The organism is Aeromonas dhakensis, assembly GCF_000820305.1.
GTDB classification, from domain to species: Bacteria; Pseudomonadota; Gammaproteobacteria; order Enterobacterales; family Aeromonadaceae; genus Aeromonas; species Aeromonas dhakensis.
The window spans coordinates 1-15,896 of the sequence record NZ_CDBH01000072.1; the positions used below are offsets into that span (position 1 = coordinate 1).

The window sequence follows — 15,896 nt, forward strand, 5'->3', positions numbered from 1 at the left end:
GTAGGGGCCGCCTGCCTGCTGGCGGCGGTGCAGGGGGTGGGGCTGCGCCTCGCCCGGCCCACCCCCTTCACCCGCCCGCTTGGCTCGGCGCTGGCCGCCATGGTCACGGAGGTGCGGGCCGAGTTTGCCCCGCTGTTGGAAGACCGGGGGCTCGAGCCCGAGCTGAGAGCGCTGATCGCCCGCATTCGCCAGCGCCACTATCCCCTCTATCAGGACTCTTCACTATGAGCCGTATCCAGACTACGCCTGAACCCTGGCAGATCAGTACCGAGATAGAAGTGGCCATCCCGTTCCACGACGTGGACTGGGTGGCTGTGTCGCGCTGGCGGGGAGACGACTTGTGAGAACAACCATGCAGCAAGAACCCTGGCAGATCAGCACCGAGATAGAAGTGACGATCCCGTTCCACGACGTGGACATGATGGCAGTCGCCTGGCACGGCCACTACTTTCGCTACATCGAGCTAGCCCGCTGTGCCCTGCTCGATCTTATCGATTACAACTACCCGCAGATGGAGGCCTCCGGCTACCTCTGGCCCATCATCGACACCCAGATGAAGTACCTGGCACCGCTGCGCTTCGGCCAGCGGGTGCGGGTGCGCGCCACCCTGACCGAGTACCAGAACCGCTTGAAGATCGACTACCTGCTGAGCGACGCCGTGAGCGGCACCCGCACCAGCAAGGGTTACAGCATCCAGGTGGCGGTGAGCAAGGCGAGCGGCGAGATGTGTCTGGCCTCGCCCCAGGTGCTGCTGGACAAGCTGGGGGTGAGCCAGTGAGCCGGCTGATGGGGCTGCTGCTGGCCGGTCTGATCCTGTTGCTGACATGGCCGCTGCAGGCGGCGCCTCTGAGCCGGGCCGAGGTGCAGCAGCTGCTCGCCCTGAGCCAGGCCAAGGAGGCCCGCTTCGAGCAGGAGAAGCAGGTGGCGGGGCTGAGCCAGCCGCTCAAGGCCTCCGGCGAGCTGCTGCTGGTGCGCGATTTGGGGCTCTGGTGGCAGCAGCAGAAGCCCTTCCCGCTGACCCTTGTCCTGACGCCGACGCGCATGGTGCAGCAGATGGCGGGCCAGCCCGCCACCGTCATCGACAACCCCCAGCTGCTGGAGTTCAGCCAGATGCTGCTGGCGCTGTTCGGCTCGGACGAGGCGACCCTGAGCCGTTACTTCAACATCGACTTTCACAGCACGGAGGATGGCTGGCAGCTGGTGCTGGTGCCGACCCTGGCGCCGCTCGACAAGGTGTTCGCCAGCCTCACCCTGAGCGGGCAGGGGCAGCTGGATCAGCTGCTCATCGCCGACAAGCAGGGTGACAGCACCCGCATTCGCTTCAGCGACTGGCGCGAGCGCCCCCTGCCATTGACCCCTGAGGAGCAGGCCCGCTTTGCTGTCCACTAGTATCCCGCTGCGCCAGCGCGCCGTCCCCGCCGGGACGAGGAGAGCCCACCTTGCTGCACGCTGAAACCACCTGGCGCCGGCTCGGGACCCTCTGGATCGGGCTCTGCCTGCTGCTGGCGGCGGTGCTTGCCTGGCAACTGCCCCACAGCCGCATCAACACCAGCCTGATGGATCTGCTGCCCCACGAGTCCCGCAGCGATCTGGACCCGGCCCTGCAGCAGGGTCTGCTGCAGCAGCTCGACCGCCAGCTGGTCTGGCTGCTGAGCCTGCCCGCCGGCCAGGACGGGCGCGCCGCCGCCACCTTCTGGGCGCAGCAGCTTGGCGAGCTGCCAGCCCTGTCCCGCATCAAGGGGTATCAGCCCGAGCTGGCCCCCGCCTGGCAGCGCTATCTGCACGAGCTGGCCTGGCAGCGGCTGGATCCGGCAAGCCGGGCCCGGCTTGCCGGGGGGGCCGAGGGGTGGAGCCAGTGGGTGCTCGGCCAGATCTACTCCCCCTTCGGCGGTGTCTCCCGTGCCGAGTGGCAGAGCGACCCTCTGCTGCTGACCCGGGCCGGGGTGCTGGCCGAGGCCCGCGGCCCCATGCAGCTCAAGGAGGGCTGGCTGGTGAGCCGGGACAAGGCGGGGCGCGACTGGTACATGGTGCGCGCCGAGCTGGATCTCTCCGCCTTCGACATCCAGCGCAACCAGGCGCTGCTGAGCGAACTGGCCGGGGCCGAGCAGCGCCTCGCCGAGGCCTATCCCGGCGCCGAGTTGCTGCGCCGCGGCACCCTCTTCTACAGCCAGCACGCCAGCCAGCTGGCCCAGCAGGACATCTCCACCATAGGGCTGGGCTCCATGGTCGGGGTCATCCTGCTCATCTGGGGCGTGTTTCGCTCCACCCGGGCGCTGCTGCTCTCCCTGCTGCCCATCGGCGTAGGGCTGATGTGGGGGCTCGGCACAGTGCTCATCCTGTTCGGCGAGATTCATGTTTTCACCCTGGTGATCAGCAGCAGCCTCATCGGTATCGCCATCGACTACGCCATCCACTTTTTGTGCGAGCGGCGGCTGCACGGCGACGACGAGACGCCGCACCAGACCCGGCTCAAGTTGCTGCCGAGCCTGTCGCTGGCGGTGCTGACCACCCTGATCGGCTATGGCCTGCTCTGGTTCGCCCCCTTCCCCGGCTTGCAGCAGCTGGCGGTGTGCGCGCTGGCTGGGCTGTTCAGTGCCTTCATCACGGTGCTCTGCCTGTTTCCGCGCTGGGCCGGCCCGCTGCCGACAAGGCCGCTGCGGGGCCAGCGCTGGTTGCAGGGCTGGCTGCTGGCCTGGCAGCAACGCCCGCTGCTGCGCATCGGTCTGCCGCTCTGCTGCCTGCTGCTGGCGGCCCTCGGCATCAGCCGGTTGCAGGTGGATGACGACATCCGCCGGCTGCAGCCTCTGCCGGTGGTGCTGCAGGGGCAGGAGCAGCGGATCCAGGCCCTCACCGGCCAGCAGGGGGGCATGCAGGGCTTGCTGGTGACGGGAGCGGACGGCGAGCAGGCACTGCAACGGCTGGAGCGGCTCGATGGCCGGCTGGCCGAACTGCAACAGCGCGGTGCGCTGCAGGCGTTCGTCTCGCTGGCCCGCTGGCTGCCTTCGCTGGCACGCCAGCAGGAGGATGCCGCCGCCATTCGGGCCCTGTTGCCAGAGGTGGTGAGCCGGCTCAAGGCGGCCGGCCTGCCGCTGCAGCCGCCCGTGCGCGAGCCACACTGGCTGACCCCGGCCGCCTGGCTGGCCAGCCCGGTCAGCGAGGGGAGTCGCCTGTTGTGGCACGCCCTGGCGGATGGCCGCGTCGCCATCTGGGTGCCGCTGGTGGGGGTGGCAGACGAAGGAGCCCTGACGGCGCTGGCGGCGGCCGAGCCAGGGGTCTACTGGCAGGATCAGCGCAGCCAGTGGAGCCAGCTGTTCGCCCACTACCGCATCAAGCTGGCGGAGCTGCTGTCGGTGGCCATCGCGCTGGTGGCCCTGCTGCTGTGGCGGCGGATGGGGGCGGCGCGAGCGGCCCGGGTGCTGCTGGTCAACCTGATTGCGCTGGCCATGGGGCTGGCGCTGCTCGCCGCCTGCGGCCAGCCGCTCACCCTGTTCGGGGTGCTGGCGCTCAGCCTCATCTTCGGCATCGGCATCGACTACGGCCTCTTCTTTGCCCATAGCGGCAACGAGGCGGCGCGCCAGAGTTCCACCTTGCTCGCCATCCTGCTGGCCAACCTCACCACCCAGCTGGCCTTCGGTCTGCTGGCGCTGAGTCACACCCCCGCCATCGCGGGCTTTGGTCTGGTGCTGAGCGGCGGTATCTTTACCGCCTTCCTGCTCTCACCCCTGGTACTGGACCGGGGTCGACCGCAGTTGCCGGGGCCACATGGCCGGGAGCCAACCTCATCATGAAAGCCTTGTTCGTGTTCGTAATCCTGCTGCTGACCGGTTGCAGCAGCCAGCCGACCCCCACCGCCTATCTCGACAAGGGGACCGTCATGACGCTGCCGGCCCCCGTGCTGGCCGCCCCCTTCTATCGCCAGCAACTGCTGACCGCCAGCGTGGGGGGGAGCAACCACCAGCTGATGACGGTGCTGGAGGCGGACGGCCACCAGCTGACCCTGGTGGGGCTGACCCCGAGCGGGGTACGGCTGTTTCTGGTGCGCTATGACCAGCAGGGGATTTCCACCCGCCAGCTCAGCCCGCTGCTCACCAGCGGCATGCCACCGGTGAGCCAGGTGCTGGCGGACGTGATGCTCTGCTACTGGCCGCTGGCCAGCTGGCAACCGCAACTGCCGCCGGGCTGGACGCTGCGTGACGAGGGGCCGCTGCGCCGGCTGCGCGCCCCCGATGGCACCCTGGTCACCGAGATCCGCTATCGCGACGCAGACGGCGTGCGCGAGCCGGTCGGCCTGCAGCAACACGTGTTCAACTACCGCCTGCAACTGGAGACCCTGAGCCAATGAGCTGTTATATCGCCGCCTATGGCCTCGTCTCGGCACTGGGGACGGGGCGTGATGCCAGCGCCGAGGCGCTGCTGGCCTGGCAGAGAGAGGGCATCAGCCCGCTGGATCGACACCAGACGGCGCTGCTGGATGGCCGGCTGACCCCGGTCGGGCGGGTGGAGGGGGAGTTGCCGGCCATCCCGGCGGCGCTGGCCCCCTACGCCTCGCGCAACAACCAGTTGCTGCTGGCGGCGCTGGCCCAGATCCGGCCCGCCCTCGATGAGGCGCTGGCCACCTTTGGCTGCGACCGTGTCGGCCTGGTGTTAGGCACCAGTACCGCCGGGATCGGCGAGGCCGAGCTGGCGGTGGCCGCCGCCCGGTGCGGGGAAGCCGTGCCGCCCGCCTTTGACTATCGCCAGCAGGAGCTGGGCTCGCCGTCGGAATTTCTGGCCCGCCACCTCGGCCTGACCGGGCCGGCCTGGACGATTTCCACCGCCTGCTCCTCCAGCGCGCGCGCCTTCATCAGTGGCCAGCGGCTGTTGGCGGCCGGACTGGCAGACGTCGTGCTGGTGGGCGGCGCCGACAGCCTGTGCGGGCTCACCCTCAACGGCTTTGACAGCCTGGAGTCCCTCAGCTGTGCGCGCTGCCAGCCGTTCGATGAGGCGCGCCAAGGGATCAACATCGGCGAGGGGGCGGCGCTGTTTCTGTTGAGCCGCACGCCTGCGCCGCTGGCCCTGCTGGGGGCGGGGGAGTCCTCCGATGCCTGGCACATCTCGGCGCCCCATCCAGACGGTATCGGCGCCGAGGCGGCCATGCGCATGGCACTGGCCCAGGCGGGCCTGACGCCGGCGCAGGTGGGCTACGTCAACCTGCACGGCACCGCCACCCGCCTCAACGACGCCATGGAGAGCCAGGCGGTGCACCGGCTGTTTGGTGCCGAGGTGCCCTGCAGCTCCACCAAGCCGCTCACCGGTCACACCCTGGGGGCGGCGGGAGCCATCGAGGCCGCGCTCGCCTGCCTGCTGCTGGAGCGCGCGCTGCCGCTGCCGCCCCAGCGGGTGACCACGGCGGATCCGGCCCTGGCCCCCATCCGGCTGGTGAGCGGCGAGGTGCCACTGGCGGCGCCCCGGGTGCTCTCCAACTCCTTTGCCTTCGGTGGCAACAATGTCAGCCTGCTGTTTGGGAGCGTTCACCATGAATGAGTCAGGTTCACTGCCCGCCATCGAGACCCTGCTGCCCCACCAGGCCCCCATGCTGCTGCTGGACCGGCTCTGCGCGGCGGATGCCCAGCAGGCGCGCTGCGAGACCCGCATCGGTGCCCGCCATGCCCTGCTGCTGGATGGTGAGGGCAATCTGCCCGGCTGGGTCGGCATCGAGCTGATGGCCCAGACCATCGCCGCCTGGGCCGGCATGCAGGGGCGCCTGCGCGGTGAGCCGGTGCGCATCGGCATGCTGCTCGGCAGTCGCAAGTATCGCTGCCTGCGCCCCGCCTTCATGGCCGGCAGCCTGCTCACCATAGAGGCGTGCTGCCTGTTGCAAGACGGCGGCATGGCCAGTTTTGATTGCCGGATCCTGCTGGAGGGGGAGGAGTGCGCCCAGGCGCGGCTCTCCACCTATCAGCCGAGCCCCGGCGAATTGTCCGATTTGTTAGCCTGAGGAAGCTTCATGATCTCTAGCGTATTGGTCACGGGCGCCAGCAAGGGGATAGGCCGCGCCATCGCCCTCAAGCTGGCGGCCGACGGTTTTTCCATCGTGGTGCACTACCACAGCGATCGGGCCGGCGCCGAAGCCACCCTGGCCAGCCTGCAGGCGGCCGGGGGAGAGGGGCGTCTGCTCCAGTTCGACATCGCCGATCGCGAGGGGTGCCGCGCGCGGCTGGAGGCCGACATGGCCGAGCATGGCGCCTATTACGGCGTGGTCTGCAACGCCGGCATCATCCGTGACGGCGCCTTTCCCGCCCTCACCGACGAGGAGTGGGACGGGGTGCTGCACACCAACCTGGACGGCTTCTACAACCTGCTCAAGCCCTGCATCATGCCGATGATCGGCCTGCGCCGGGGCGGGCGCATCGTGACCATCTCCTCGGTGTCCGGGCTGATGGGCAACCGGGGCCAGGTCAACTACAGCGCCGCCAAGGCGGGCATCATGGGGGCCACCAAGGCACTGGCCCTCGAGCTTGCCAAGCGCAAGATCACCGTCAACTGCGTAGCCCCCGGCCTCATCGACACCGGCATGGTGGACGAGGAGGTGAAGGCGGAGGCGATGAAGATCATTCCGCTCAAGCGGATGGGGCAGGCCGACGAGGTGGCCGGTCTGGTCTCCTATCTGATGTCCGACATCGCCGGCTATGTCACGCGCCAGGTCATCTCCATCAACGGAGGCATGGTATGAAGCGAGTCGTAGTCACCGGCATGGCCGGGGTGACCGCCTTCGGGCAGGATTGGCCGAGCGTGCGGGCCCGCCTGCAGGCGGGGCGCAATGCAGTGGTGAACATGCCGGAGTGGGCCATCTACGACGGCCTCAACACCCGGCTGGCGGCCCCCATTCCGGACTTCACGCTGCCGGCCCACTATCCGCGCAAGAAGACCCGCGCCATGGGGCGGGTCTCGGCACTGGCCACCGTCGCCACCGAGCTGGCGCTGGCGCAGGCGGGATTGCTGGACAACCCGGTGCTCACCGATGGGCGCACCGGCATCGCCTACGGCTCCTCCACCGGCAGCACGGATCCCATTCGCGCCTTCGGGGTCATGCTCAACGACAAGAGCACCGCCAGCATCACAGCCACCACCTATGTGCAGATGATGCCGCACACGGCGGCGGTCAACACCGGGCTGTTCTTCGGCCTGCGCGGGCGGGTCATTCCCACCTCCAGCGCCTGTACCTCCGGCAGCCAGGGCATCGGCTACGCCTTTGAGGCGATCAAGCACGGCTACCAGACCCTGATGGTGGCTGGCGGGGCGGAGGAGCTCTGCCCGTCGGAGGCCGTGGTATTCGATACCCTGTTTGCCACCAGCCAGATGAACGACAACCCGGAGCTGGCGCCGCGTCCGTTTGACCGACAGCGGGACGGGCTGGTGATAGGCGAGGGGGCCGGCACCCTGGTGCTGGAGGAGCTGGAACATGCGCAGGCGCGCGGTGCCACCATCCTCGCCGAGCTGGTGGGCTTTGCCACCAACTGCGATGCCGCCCACGTGACCCAGCCTCAGCAGGAGACCATGCAGCTCTGCATGGAGATGGCGCTGGCCCAGGCCGGGCTCCAGCCTGAGGATATCGGCTATATCAGCGCCCACGGCACCGCCACCGAGCGCGGCGACATCGCCGAGAGTCACGCCACCGCCGCCATCTTCGGCGACCGCACCCCCATCTCGTCCCTCAAGAGCTACTTCGGCCATACCCTGGGGGCCTGCGGCGCCATCGAGGCCTGGCTGGCGCTGGAGATGATGCAAGAGGGGTGGTTTGCCCCCACCATCAACCTGACCGAGCCGGATCCGGCCTGCGCTCCGCTCGATCACGTGGTGGGCAGCGGTCGCACGCTGGCGGTGGAGTACCTGATGTCCAACAACTTCGCCTTCGGCGGCATCAACACCTCCCTCATCTTCAAGCGCTGGTCCTGAGTGTCGGTGCCCTGCCAGGCAGGGCACCGGTACAGGTTGGGTTTAGCCTTGATGAATTAATATGCCCCCCGTTTTTTTCGGGAGGCATCATGTCTGTGTTATCTGCTTTTTCTTTTTCCACCAAGCGTCTGCGCGTCATTCAGGGCGTTCTGTTATCCACCTTGTTGTGGGCGTTGGCCGCCCCGGCCATGGCCGATGATGAATTTCGGCTGGGCAAGACCATTCTGCTCGGGGTCGGCGATCATCCCGCCATCATCCCCATGCTCGCCTGCCGGCCGACCAAATCCATCATGGTCAAGGCTGGGCGGGAATTAACCCTGGAGCGGGTCAAGGTGTTTTATGGCAATGATCGCAGCAAGACCCTCTATTTCGGCAAGGAGCTGAGAGAGGATCAGGAGTCGGAGTGGAAATCCCTCGGCAGCCGGCTCTGCATCAAGCGGATCGAGGTATACGGCAATTCGGAAGGGAGTCGGGCCGGGGTCAAGGTGTACGGCCGCAAATAAGCAAAGGGCGGGGCAAATCCCCGCCCAGCTTTTATTTCTTCGGGCGAAACGGCTTGATGACGGTCTCGTCGCACTCGAGATAGGGGCCTTCCATCAGATCGATGCAGTAGGGGATGGCGGGGAAGACCGCATCCAGACATTCGCGGATGGACTTGGGCTTGCCCGGCAGGTTGACGATGAGCGAGCTGCCGCGCAGACCGGCGGTCTGGCGCGACAGGATGGCGGTCGGCACGAACTTGAGGGATTCGGCCCGCATCAGCTCGCCAAAGCCAGGCATCATGCGATCGCACACCGCCTCGGTTGCCTCCGGGGTAACGTCCCGTTTGGCCGGCCCGGTGCCACCTGTGGTGACGATGAGGCTGCACTGCTCCTGATCCGCCAGCCGGATCAGGGTTGCCTCGATCTGCTCCTGCTCGTCGGGGATCACCTCATAAAGGGGTTCCCATTCCGAGGTCAGATAGGCGTTCAGGGTGTCGATGATGGCCTTGCCGGAGAGATCTTCGTAGATGCCCGCACTGGCGCGATCGCTGACGGTGACGATACCGATTCTTGCCTTGCTCATGGTCTGCTCTTGGTTGCCGCTATAAGTGGCAAATAAAATAACATAATCAGCAAGATATGTTAAACCAGCCAGATCGCGGCGCGAAGGCGAGCGTCAAATGGCAAACTATATTGGCCGCTTCCTTTCAATAAGACATAACATCGGCATATTGCCGTGCCAAAAATGTATAAACAAACCCGCCGCAGATATTCAGGAATAATCGCTTGATCCATAACGAATAACCGGGGCGGGGTTTCCATGCGCCGTCATCTTTTGGCGCAGCGGGAGGGGAAAGCCGGCCTCATGGATTGAACCGCAGCGGGGTTCGGCTTATATAACACCTGAAGCGATTGGTGAAAATATGAACCGATTGTTGTTGTTTGAGTATCACCATGCAGCGGCTGGCCGCGGGAGGGCATATGGAGTTGCCTGATTTTGATACCTTGAAACGGCTGGCGGTAGCGGAGCCCGAGCGGCTCGACGAGTTGCTTCAGCAAGAGATAGAAGGTCTGATAGACCGGGTCAGCCCGCAGCAGCAAATGCGCCTGCGCGGCCTGCAATTTCGCATCGACTGTCAGCGCCAGCTGGCCAAGAACAACATGGACAGCTGCATCCGGATTGCCGCCATGATGCACGACTCCTTTTATTCCATGCGCTGTGAAATGGTTCAGCTCAATAATCCTGATTATGTTGAACCGCTACCGGAATATAAAGAGAACAACATCCTCTATTTCAGTGATTATTATCGCAAGAAAAAATAATATTATTCCGGGTGAGTCATTTTGATATATTCCCGTCATTGTTGTGGTTTCCGGGTGAGGCTATCTGACTGGCGTTGAACAGTTTGGGGTGATTTGTAATCTATTTGATGTATTTTTGTGTCGCTTTTTATTTTATTTGAGTTTGTTTATTGGCGTGATATGTGTAGATGAACGGCGCCGATAGTTAGGCTAACATGGCGACACTTTTTTAATTTGCTACGACTCGAAGGGATTATGAGAAGTATCACACCAAGGCGGGTGCTGTCGCGGGAACAGCAGACGGAGATCACCCGGATCATCGTCAAGGTGGGCCAGATGCTGGCCCAGTTCGGCGCCGAGAGTCGCATCATAGAGCAGACCACGGTCCGGCTCGGCATGGCGCTCGGGCTGGAGAGCGTCGAGATGGCCATCTCCTCCAGCGCCATCGTGCTCACCAGCCTCTATCAGGGCAGTTGCGTCACCACCACTCGGCGGGTGCGCGAGCACGGCATCAACATGCAGGTGGTGTGCGAGATCCAGCGAATCTGCATCATGGCGGAGAAGGATCTGATCGGCGCGCGGGAAGTGCGTCAGCGCCTGGAGGCCATAGTACCGTTCCACTATCACCCCTGGCTGGTGGTGCCCATGGTGGGGCTCTCCTGCGGTGCCTTCAGTCTGCTGTTTGGCGGTGACTGGCCCATCTTCCTGGTGACCTGCTTCTCGGCTTCGGTCGCCATGCGGGCGCGCCAGCTGATGGCGCGTCATCACCACAGCCCCCTCATCAATTTTGCCACCACCGGCTTTATCGCCACCCTGCTCGCCTCCAGCGCGACCTTCTTCAACTGGGGGGCCCAGCCCTATCTCGCCATGGCGGCCAGCGTACTGCTGCTGGTGCCGGGCTTTCCGCTCATCAATGCGGTCTCCGACATGGTGAAGGGTTACTTCAACATGGGGCTGGCCCGCTGGGGCACGGCGACCCTGCTCACCATCAGCGCGGCGATAGGCATCATCCTCGCCATGTCGGTGACCGGTATCTGGGGGTGGAAGGTATGAAGATTTTTGACGCTGTATCGACCCTGTTGAGCGGGGCAAACCGGCGATCCATCAGCGCGCGGAACCATATCGGGATCATCCTCGCCATGTCGGTGACCGGTATCTGGGGGTGGAAGGTATGAAGAGCTTTGACGTTGTATCGACCCTGTTGCTCGGGGCAAACCGGTTATCCATCAGCGCGCGGAACCATATCGGGATCATTCTCGCCATGTCGGTGACAGGAAGCTGGGGGAGGGTGCCATGATGGATCTGCTCTGGCTGCTGGTCAAGGATGCCTTCTGGTCGGCCATTCCGGCAGTGGGCTTTGCCATGCTGTTCAACGTGCCACCACGGATGTTGAAGTACTGCGCCATGGGCGGCGCACTGGCTCACAGCCTGCGTACCCTGCTCATTCACCATGGCATGCCCATCGAGTGGGCCACCCTGGCGGCGGCGACCACGGTCGGTTTTGTCTGCGTCTACTGGTCGCGCCGGCTGCTGGCGCCGCGCCCGGTGTTCAGCGTCGCCTCCATCATCCCCATGATCCCGGGCAGCTATGCCTTCAAGGCGATGATCGCCGTGGTGGAGCTCAATATCTCCGGGGTGACCATGGAGCTTATCCAGAGCGCGGTGGAGAACGGCCTCAAGGCGTTGTTTATCGTGGGGGCCCTGAGTTTCGGTTTGGCGATCCCCTCCCTGGTCGTGTACCGTAATCGCCCCATTATCTGACAGACGGTGCGAGAGGTTGACCCCATGATGATTTCCATGATTGCCGCCATGGCCCACGATCGGGTGATCGGCCTGGACAACCAGATGCCCTGGCACCTGCCGGCGGATCTGGCCCACTTCAAGCGGGTGACCCTGGGCAAGCCGGTGCTGATGGGGCGCAAGACCTTTGAATCCATTGGGCGGCCGCTGCCTGGCCGCCGCAATCTGGTGATCAGCCGCAACCCCGACTACCGGGCTGACGGCGTGGAGGTCATCGACTCGGTGGACGCGGCGCTGGCGCTGCTGGCCGGCAACGACGTGGCCGAGCTGATGGTGATCGGGGGCGGTCATCTCTACGGCCAGCTGCTGCCACGGGCCGACAGGCTCTATCTGACTCGCATCGATCTGGCGGTGGAGGGGGATACCCGTTTCCCGGCCTTTGACGAGGGCGACTGGTCCTGTATCGAGCGCGAGTCACATCAGCCCGACGAGAAGAACCCCCACCCCTACCGTTTCGAGACCTGGCAGCGGCGCTGACGGCTGGCGGATTTCCCCGGTTGATGAAAGGCCCCTTGTGTTGCACAAGGGGCCTTTTTGCTGTCCGGGACAGGGATTGAATACCCAGGTATTGCGATGTGCCATCGCGTGGACACGCCACACCTCAGGCCTCTATTTCACAGTGGAAGTGTGGCAGCGAATGACAATATTATAGTTAGTGTTGTAACTAAATGTGTTGGCCCGCTAATGAGAGACATGTTCCCTCCTTTTCCCTCCCATTATTGCTCTGTTTTTCTCGCGTTACATGCCTATCTGTCGTTGATTTTGATGGGGTTATATTGATTTATTCGGTTGGAATGACAGGGTTTCATTACTCCTGAGTGCATTTTTATGCCTAAAAATAGTCTTTAAAAATCAATAAATTAAAAATTAATCCTTTTGATGAGACTCTTATGGTTCTTTTGTTTTCGTTGTTAATTGCTTAGGGTTAAAAGTAATTGGCTCACGTTCGACGGTTTGCCAGGCAGCCCGTCGGCCAAGAAAAAAGGACAATATGACAGTCAAACTCGAGGTCAAATCACTCTACAAAATCTTCGGCGATCAGCCGGAAAAAGCGTTCAAATTGCTGGCCAAAGGCCATGACCGCGCCAGCATACTGCAAAAAACCGGGCAGACCCTGGGGGTCCAGGATGTCAATCTGGCCATCGACGAAGGGGAGATCTTCGTGGTGATGGGCCTCTCCGGCTCGGGCAAATCCACCCTGGTGCGTCTCTTCAACCGGCTGATCGAGCCGACCCGCGGCCAGGTGCTGATCGATGGTGAGGACATCGCAGCCATCTCCGACAGCGAGCTGCGTCAGGTACGGCGCAAGAAGATCAGCATGGTATTCCAGTCCTTCGCCCTGATGCCGCACCTGAGCGTGCTGGAAAACACCGCCTTCGGGCTGGAGCTGGCCGGGGTGCCGCTGGCGGAACGTCAGCAGAGCGCCCGCCAGGCGCTGCAGCAGGTGGGGTTGGGGCAGTGGATCGATGCCTTCCCCGATGCCCTCTCCGGCGGCATGAAGCAGCGGGTCGGGCTGGCCCGTGCCCTTGCCAATGACCCCGACATCCTGCTGATGGACGAGGCCTTTTCGGCGCTGGATCCACTGATCCGCACCGAGATGCAGGATGAGCTGCTCAAGCTGCAGGCCAGCCAGCAGCGCACCATCGTCTTCATCTCTCACGATCTGGACGAGGCGATGCGCATCGGCGATCGCATCGCCATCATGCAGGACGGCCAGCTGGTGCAGGTCGGCACCCCGGACGAGATCCTCAACCAGCCCGCCAACGACTATGTGCGCGCCTTCTTTCGCGGGGTGGATCTGGCCCATGTATTCAGCGCCCGTGATGTGGCCAGCCGCAAGCAGATGCCGCTCATCAAGAAGCACACCACCGACGGGCCGGGCAATGCCCTGCGCCAGCTCAAGGAGCAGGAGCGGGAGTTCGGTTACGTGGTGGATCGCCGGCGCCGCTTCCTCGGGGTCGTCTCGGTGGAGTCGCTCGGTCAGGCGGTAAGGGCCAAAGGCAGCCTGGAGCAGGCGCTGCTGGCGGACATCCAGCCCATCCTGGCGGACACCGCCCTCAACGAACTGATCAGTCAGGTGGCGGCCGCCCCCTGTCAGGTGCCCGTGGTCGAGGAGGATGGCACTTATCTGGGCCTCATCTCCAAGGCCAACCTGCTGAACACCCTGGACAGGAGTACCCCGGCATGAAGCGGATGAATTCCCATTTTTTGCTGAGCGGGCTGTTGGCCCTGGTGCTGCTGGCGAGCCCCTCCCTGCGGGCCGATGAGGTGGCGGCCGACCCCTGGGGCGCCACGGCCTCCAGTGCCACCGAGGTGGCCGATCCCTGGAGCGATACCGCCACCGCCGCCACCGACTGGCAGAACCAGATCGAGACGGTGGATACCACAGCCGCCGTCGACTGGCTGGATCCCTTCCAGCAGGCGCTGGTGCCGCTGGACAGCTGGGTCGAGGGTGGCATCGGCTGGCTGGTGGAGAACCTGCGACCGCTGTTCCAGCTGATCCGCGCGCCGGTGGAGCTGACCCTGAACGGCATGACCCATCTGCTGCAGACGGTGCCCTCCACCCTGATGATCGGCCTGCTGACCCTGATCGCCTGGCAACTGGTGAACGGTCGCATGGCGCTGGGGACCCTGGTCTCGCTGGTGATGGTGGGGCTTATCGGCGCCTGGTCCGATGCCATGGTGACCCTGTCGCTGGTACTGACCTCGCTCTTTTTCTGCGTCTTGCTCGGGTTGCCGGCCGGCATCCTGCTGGCGCGGAGCGAGCGACTGTCGCGCTGGACCCGGCCCTTGCTGGATGCCATGCAGACCACCCCGGCGTTCGTCTACCTCATCCCCATCGTGATGCTGTTCGGCATCGGCAACGTGCCCGGGGTGGTGGTGACCGTCATCTTTGCGCTGCCGCCGATGATCCGGCTCACCATGCTGGGGATCCGCCAGGTGCCCGCCGATCTGGTAGAGGCGGCCCACTCGTTCGGTGCCAGCCCCTCCCAGCTGCTGTTCAAGGTACAGCTGCCGCTCGCCATGCCCACCATCATGGCCGGGGTCAACCAGACCCTGATGCTGGCGCTCTCCATGGTAGTGATCGCCTCCATGATCGCGGTAGGGGGCCTCGGCCAGATGGTGCTGCGTGGCATCGGCCGGCTCGACATGGGACTCGCCTCCATCGGCGGCCTCGGCATAGTGCTGCTGGCCATCGTGCTCGACCGCCTGACCCAGGCGATGGGACAGCCGGATCGCAGCCGGACCGGACGCTGGTATCAGCGCGGCCCCGCCGCCCTGCTGCTGCGCCTGCTCGGTCGCGACAAGCCAATCGATTACAAAGGAGTAAATGCATGAGACTGATCACCAAAAGGCTGACCCTGGGCTCCCTGCTGCTGAGCGCCCAGCTGTTCGGTCCGCTCGCCATGGCCAGTACCGAGCTGCCGGGGGAGGGCGTGCGCGTTCAGCCCCTGCAGAGCTCCTTGCCGGAGGAGAGCTTTCAGACCCTGCTGGTCAGCAAGCTGATGGCGCGCCTCGGCTATGACGTCCAGCCGGCTCAGGAGGTGGATTACAACGTGGCCTACGCCTCGGTGGCGCAGGGGGATGGCACTTTTCTGGCCTTCAACTGGATACCGCTGCAGAACAACAAATATGAGCAGGCGGGGGGGGACAAGGTGTTCTTCCGTGAGGGCACCTATGTGGCCGGGGCCGCCCAGGGTTATCTCATCGACAAGCAGACCGCGACCCGCTATGGCATCACCAACCTGGGACAGCTCAAGGATCCCAAGCTGGCTGCGCTGTTTGACGGCGATGGCGACGGCAAGGCCGATCTCATCGGTTGCAACCCGGGCTGGGGTTGCGAAGAGGCGATCAACCGCCATCTGGCCGAGTTCGGGCTGACCCCCACCGTCACCCACAAGCAGGGCAACTATGCGGCGCTCATCGCCGATACCCAGGCCCGCTTCAAGAGCGGCAAGCCGGTGCTCTACTACACCTGGACCCCCTACTGGCTCAGCAGCGAGCTGGTGCCCGGCAGGGATGTGGTGTGGCTGCAGGTGCCCGCCGATGGCCCTGATGCGGCCAAGACCCGGCTGCCGAACGGCAAGAATTATGGCTTCCCGGTCAACACCATGCACATCGTCGCCAACAAGCGGTTCGCCGAGGCCAACCCGGCGGCCGCCAAGCTCTTTTCCATCGTCAAGCTGCCACTGAATGACATCAACGTGCAGAACGGTCTGATGAACAAGGGGCAGAACAAGCCGGCGGATGTGGAGCGTCACGCCGATGCCTGGCTCAAGGGCCACGAGGCGCTGGTGAACGACTGGCTGACCCAGGCGCGCGCCGCCGCCAGGTAATGAGGGGCGGTACGTCACCCTTTACGCAAAGAAAAACGCC

17 protein-coding genes and 1 pseudogene are annotated in these 15,896 nt (G+C 64.5%); 17 read left to right on the forward strand and 1 reads right to left on the reverse strand.

Annotated features, from left to right (window positions below):
- The 10 genes and pseudogenes from BN1143_RS21115 to BN1143_RS21160 all read left to right on the forward strand — a co-directional run.
- A pseudogene (locus tag BN1143_RS21115) lies at positions 1-228 on the forward strand (histidine ammonia-lyase); the annotation flags it as partial.
- A gap of 124 nt (positions 229-352) precedes the next feature.
- Entirely contained in the window at positions 353-778 is a 426-nt protein-coding gene (locus tag BN1143_RS21120; protein ID WP_042052111.1) for an acyl-CoA thioesterase, read from the forward strand.
- Entirely contained in the window at positions 775-1,389 is a 615-nt protein-coding gene (locus BN1143_RS21125) for an outer membrane lipoprotein carrier protein LolA (RefSeq protein ID WP_082038676.1), read from the forward strand. Before BN1143_RS21120 ends, BN1143_RS21125 begins: the two co-directional genes overlap by 4 nt.
- A 50-nt stretch (positions 1,390-1,439) precedes the next feature.
- Complete coding sequence (locus BN1143_RS21130; RefSeq protein WP_042052114.1) at positions 1,440-3,788, forward strand: MMPL family transporter; 2,349 nt, start codon at positions 1,440-1,442, stop codon at positions 3,786-3,788.
- A complete protein-coding gene (locus tag BN1143_RS21135) occupies positions 3,785-4,342 on the forward strand; it encodes a DUF3261 domain-containing protein (RefSeq protein WP_042052115.1) in 558 nt (185 codons plus the stop codon). The genes BN1143_RS21130 and BN1143_RS21135 overlap by 4 nt, the downstream gene beginning before the upstream one ends.
- Positions 4,339-5,523 carry a beta-ketoacyl-[acyl-carrier-protein] synthase family protein gene (locus tag BN1143_RS21140; RefSeq protein ID WP_042052117.1) on the forward strand — a complete coding sequence of 395 codons (1,185 nt, stop codon included), beginning with the start codon at positions 4,339-4,341 and terminating at the stop codon, positions 5,521-5,523. The genes BN1143_RS21135 and BN1143_RS21140 overlap by 4 nt, the downstream gene beginning before the upstream one ends.
- Positions 5,516-5,977: a hotdog family protein gene (locus BN1143_RS21145; RefSeq protein WP_005297949.1), complete on the forward strand. Its 462-nt coding sequence runs from the start codon at positions 5,516-5,518 to the stop codon at positions 5,975-5,977. Before BN1143_RS21140 ends, BN1143_RS21145 begins: the two co-directional genes overlap by 8 nt.
- 9 nt (positions 5,978-5,986) lie before the next feature.
- The gene (locus BN1143_RS21150; RefSeq protein ID WP_042052118.1) at positions 5,987-6,712 is read left to right on the forward strand and encodes a 3-ketoacyl-ACP reductase FabG2; all 726 of its coding nucleotides are present in this window, start codon (positions 5,987-5,989) and stop codon (positions 6,710-6,712) included.
- Complete coding sequence (locus tag BN1143_RS21155; RefSeq protein ID WP_005297952.1) at positions 6,709-7,935, forward strand: beta-ketoacyl-ACP synthase; 1,227 nt, start codon at positions 6,709-6,711, stop codon at positions 7,933-7,935. Before BN1143_RS21150 ends, BN1143_RS21155 begins: the two co-directional genes overlap by 4 nt.
- Positions 7,936-8,024: 89 nt before the next feature.
- Positions 8,025-8,438, forward strand: a complete 414-nt coding sequence (locus tag BN1143_RS21160) for a DUF2541 family protein (RefSeq protein ID WP_041204639.1) — start codon at positions 8,025-8,027, stop codon at positions 8,436-8,438.
- A 31-nt stretch (positions 8,439-8,469) separates the two neighbouring features.
- Here BN1143_RS21160 and mog read toward each other — a convergent pair whose 3' ends face one another.
- Complete coding sequence (gene mog, locus BN1143_RS21165; RefSeq protein WP_017781485.1) at positions 8,470-9,000, reverse strand: molybdopterin adenylyltransferase; 531 nt, start codon at positions 8,998-9,000, stop codon at positions 8,470-8,472.
- Between the two features lie 398 nt (positions 9,001-9,398).
- On the opposite strand from mog, the gene BN1143_RS21170 reads away from it, so the two are divergent.
- The 7 genes from BN1143_RS21170 to proX all read left to right on the forward strand — a co-directional run bounded on the left by BN1143_RS21170 (position 9,399) and on the right by proX (position 15,856).
- On the forward strand, positions 9,399-9,740 hold the full coding sequence (locus tag BN1143_RS21170) for a DUF3135 domain-containing protein (protein ID WP_005297955.1): 342 nt from the start codon (positions 9,399-9,401) through the stop codon (positions 9,738-9,740).
- 234 nt (positions 9,741-9,974) lie between these two features.
- A complete protein-coding gene (locus BN1143_RS21175; protein WP_005297956.1) occupies positions 9,975-10,772 on the forward strand; it encodes a threonine/serine exporter family protein in 798 nt (265 codons plus the stop codon).
- 240 nt (positions 10,773-11,012) lie between these two features.
- Positions 11,013-11,480 (forward strand): threonine/serine exporter family protein, encoded by a 468-nt coding sequence (locus tag BN1143_RS21180; RefSeq protein WP_042052120.1) that lies wholly within the window; start codon positions 11,013-11,015, stop codon positions 11,478-11,480.
- A 24-nt stretch (positions 11,481-11,504) separates the two neighbouring features.
- Positions 11,505-11,996 carry a type 3 dihydrofolate reductase gene (folA, locus tag BN1143_RS21185; protein ID WP_017766390.1) on the forward strand — a complete coding sequence of 164 codons (492 nt, stop codon included), beginning with the start codon at positions 11,505-11,507 and terminating at the stop codon, positions 11,994-11,996.
- A 514-nt stretch (positions 11,997-12,510) separates the two neighbouring features.
- Positions 12,511-13,707 (forward strand): glycine betaine/L-proline ABC transporter ATP-binding protein ProV, encoded by a 1,197-nt coding sequence (gene proV, locus BN1143_RS21190; protein WP_024941467.1) that lies wholly within the window; start codon positions 12,511-12,513, stop codon positions 13,705-13,707.
- Positions 13,704-14,858 (forward strand): glycine betaine/L-proline ABC transporter permease ProW, encoded by a 1,155-nt coding sequence (gene proW / locus BN1143_RS21195; RefSeq protein ID WP_042052121.1) that lies wholly within the window; start codon positions 13,704-13,706, stop codon positions 14,856-14,858. Before proV ends, proW begins: the two co-directional genes overlap by 4 nt.
- Positions 14,855-15,856 (forward strand): glycine betaine/L-proline ABC transporter substrate-binding protein ProX, encoded by a 1,002-nt coding sequence (gene proX, locus BN1143_RS21200; RefSeq protein ID WP_042052123.1) that lies wholly within the window; start codon positions 14,855-14,857, stop codon positions 15,854-15,856. The genes proW and proX overlap by 4 nt, the downstream gene beginning before the upstream one ends.
- Positions 15,857-15,896: the final 40 nt, after the last annotated feature.